Annotated in this window: 3 protein-coding genes and 1 pseudogene; 1 reads left to right on the forward strand and 3 read right to left on the reverse strand. The window is 46.2% G+C overall.

Annotated elements, in window-relative coordinates; genetic code table 11:
• Positions 1-181 precede the first annotated feature (181 nt).
• A pseudogene (locus QTO00_RS17410) lies at positions 182-594 on the forward strand (DUF2062 domain-containing protein).
• A 333-nt stretch (positions 595-927) separates the two neighbouring features.
• Here QTO00_RS17410 and lolE read toward each other — a convergent pair.
• The 3 genes from lolE to QTO00_RS17425 all read right to left on the reverse strand — a co-directional run.
• Positions 928-2172: a lipoprotein-releasing ABC transporter permease subunit LolE gene (lolE, locus tag QTO00_RS17415; RefSeq protein WP_331425903.1), complete on the reverse strand. Its 1245-nt coding sequence runs from the start codon at positions 2170-2172 to the stop codon at positions 928-930.
• Positions 2173-2859 (reverse strand): lipoprotein-releasing ABC transporter ATP-binding protein LolD, encoded by a 687-nt coding sequence (gene lolD / locus QTO00_RS17420; protein ID WP_331425904.1) that lies wholly within the window; start codon positions 2857-2859, stop codon positions 2173-2175.
• On the reverse strand, positions 2852-3357 hold a 506-nt coding region (locus tag QTO00_RS17425), incomplete at its 5' end, for an FtsX-like permease family protein (RefSeq protein ID WP_331425905.1). The genes lolD and QTO00_RS17425, both read right to left, overlap by 8 nt.

The following is a 3357-nucleotide window of genomic DNA, read 5'->3' on the forward strand; positions in this document are numbered from 1 at the left end:
CACACGCTAAGGCTAGCCCTAACAAACTTCTTGCCATTGTGTATTTGGCTGATATTGCTATGACCATTAAGGCAACCGGCAGCAGTTCTAAACTCGGTAAGAACCGCCATGAAGGGCTAGTTGTGATCACCAAAGAGAATGAAATTAGCGTCCAGTAATGTAAGTAGAGAGTCATTTCCCTATGCCAAGAAAATTTATTAAACGCTTTATGCCTGACCACGACGTTATTAAACGTCAAAAGGCACTAAAGATTTTTGGCAATGTGCTATACAACCCTAACCTCTGGTGCCTCAATCGCCGTTCTGCTTCCGGTGCATTCGCTGTCGGTCTGTTTATGGCTTTCGTACCACTTCCTAGTCAAATGATTATGGCCGCTGGCCTAGCCATCGCTTGTGGTGTCAATCTGCCTCTTTCTGTCGCTTTAGTATGGGTAAGTAACCGACCATTGGTCCCCCATTCCTACTCGGCTGCCTAATTTGTGGTATTGGTTCGGCTATGCTCGGTTATTTTGGAATTCGTGCACTTTGGCGCTACTCTGTGGTTCGCAGTTGGCAACAACGAAAAATCAGAATAGGCAATTTACTCAAAAAGTAGAATTTGAATTGCGCGGTTTCCGACTCAACTAATAGCGAGTTGAAACCGTGTGAAAGCTAAGAATGATATTTAGCGTACTCAAGACGCTGAAAGGATGAAAAGGGTAAAGTAGCCCGCTAGAGTTTGACCACGCAAACATCGACCTCAGTTACCACTACCTCACGCTAAGGAGCGAGAGGTATTTAAACAAGAGATCTAAATTTAGCACTATAAAAGAGCTTGGTCTGTGCGGATTCGATAGCCTTGAAGACATTCTCGAGTTCAAGAGTAGAATGTTCGACACGCTGAGCACAATGATGCCATTTCTAGTGCCGAACAAATATCTCCCTTAAACTACTTTGAACTCAGCACCGCTGCAGGATTCAACTTGCTTGCTCTTGAAGCGGGATACCAAGTCGCTAACAGACTAAGTACGATCGCAGTGAGTGATACAACTAACACATCAGCGACGTTAACTTGAGAAGGCAAGAAATCAACAAAGTAGATATCACCGGACAAAAACTGATGGCCAATTAGCGTCTCTAAACCCGTAATCATGGTCGTCAAATTAAGGGCAACCAAAACACCAAACACGCTACCTACAACACTGCCGAGTACACCGGAAAATACCCCCTGCCAGACGAAGATTTTTTTCACCAAACCATCAGTCGCACCCATAGTGCGCAATATAGCGATCTCCGCAGCGCGATCTTTCACCGCCATCATTAACGTCGAAACTATGTTGAAGCTTGCTACACCAATCACCAACACCATCACTAGATACATAATGGTGCGGACTAGTTGAATATCTCGGTAAAGGAAACCATATTTCTGCTGCCAACTGCGCAGGTAGACATACTCATCTAGAGTGCGCCCGACTTCGCGGACAATATGGGTCGCGTTAAGCACCTCTGATACACGTACCGCCACGCCAGTCACTCCCTGTTGAAGTTTTGCGTAGCTCTGCGCATCTTTCAGTGGAATTAGCGCTAGGTTATGATCGATTTGCCCATTGAGAGTCAGTAGCCCCGCCACTTTTACTCGCACACGCTTTGGTGCTTGAACTTTCGTTGTTGCACCAGAGGTTGGAATCATGAGGGTCAAGAAATCCCCTTTATCCACATTAAGCAGACCTGCGATGCCTTTACCTAGAATAACTTGCTGCTCACCCGCTTGAAATGCTTGCCATACTCGCGAATCAACAAAATCGTCGAGATTAGAGACTTTGGTTTCTAATTCAGGGTCGATACCACGTACTTCAAGGGCTTTGAGTTGCGTGCCTTTTTCGGCCAAAGCGGTAAACTTAACGTAGGGTGCAGCCGCTTCAATTTTAGGGTGCTGCTCTACGTGTTGGATGATGTTTTGCCAACCATTAATCGGACCTCTCACGCCTTCAAACTCACCATGAGAAATCACAGATAACACACGGTCTTTGAGCTCTCTTTCAAAACCGTTCATTGCCGATAGGCCAATAATAATCACTGCTACACCGATGGCAATGCCAATAGTGGATGACATTGAGATAAATGACACCATCTTATTGCGCTGCTTGGCTCGGCTAAATCGGCCACCAATAAACAAGGATAAGGATGAAAACACTTACGCCCCCTCGATGTTGAGCAGCAAACCATCTTGCATATGCAGTTGACGGTCCATTTTTCCTGCCAGTTCGCCATCGTGAGTGACAACAAGGAACGCAGTGTTAGATTCTTGATTCAGCTCGCGCATCAGGTCATAGATGGCTAAAGCTGTCTTATGGTCTAAATTACCGGTTGGTTCATCCGCCAACACCAACGATGGATTATTGACCAAAGCACGCGCTATCGCCACACGCTGACGCTCACCGCCTGAGAGCTCAGAAGGTCTATGTTCAATACGATGGCTCAAACCCACCTTGTCGAGCAAAGCTTTAGCAGCGGTTTTGGCTTGGTTAACCTTTGCACCACCAATCAGCAGTGGCATAGCCACATTTTCGAGCGCACTAAAATCGGCAAGCAAATGGTGGAATTGGTAGACAAACCCTAGGTGTTGATTTCGTAACTTAGCTTGACGATTCGAGCTGAGCTGTGACAGTTCTTGCTCTAAGAAAGTGACATGCCCTTCAGTTGGTTCATCAAGCGCCCCGAGGATATGGAGCAAGGTACTTTTGCCTGAGCCAGAGGTACCAATGATCGATGCTAGCTCCCCCTTCTGAATATCGAAGCTGACGCCTTTAAGCACCTGAGTGTCGAATGCACCTTCATGATAGGTTTTACAAACGTTATGACATTGAAGAAGACTACTCATATCTTAAGGCCTCAGCTGGTTTTACAGAAGATGCGCGGTATGAAGGGAACAAGGTTGCGGCAAGGCTCAGCGCAATAGCCAACACCACAACAACACAAATCTGTACAGGATTAATCAAAATCGGTAGCTCGCCACCGACGGAAAACAAAGCACCCCCCGCACTCTCTAATAGCTGGTTTAGGTTACTCGCAAGCACTACCCCTAAACTGCCACCAATTAACGCACCAATAACACCACTGCTCGCACCTTGAACCATAAAAATGGCCAAAACTTGTCTATCTGTCATGCCTTGAGTTTTTAAAATTGCCACTTCAGACTGTTTTTCCATTACAACCATGATCAGGGCTGAAATAATATTGAATGCAGCGACGCCAATGATAAGACCAAGCATTAAGCCCATCATGTTCTTTTCCATTCGCACCGCTTGGAACAACTCACCGCGTTGATCACGCCAATCTTGCCATTGCCAGCCTTGAGGCAACGGCTTGTCACTCAGTT

Origin of the sequence: Vibrio sp. M260118 (assembly GCF_036533755.1) — a bacterium.
GTDB lineage: Bacteria > Pseudomonadota > Gammaproteobacteria > Enterobacterales > Vibrionaceae > Vibrio.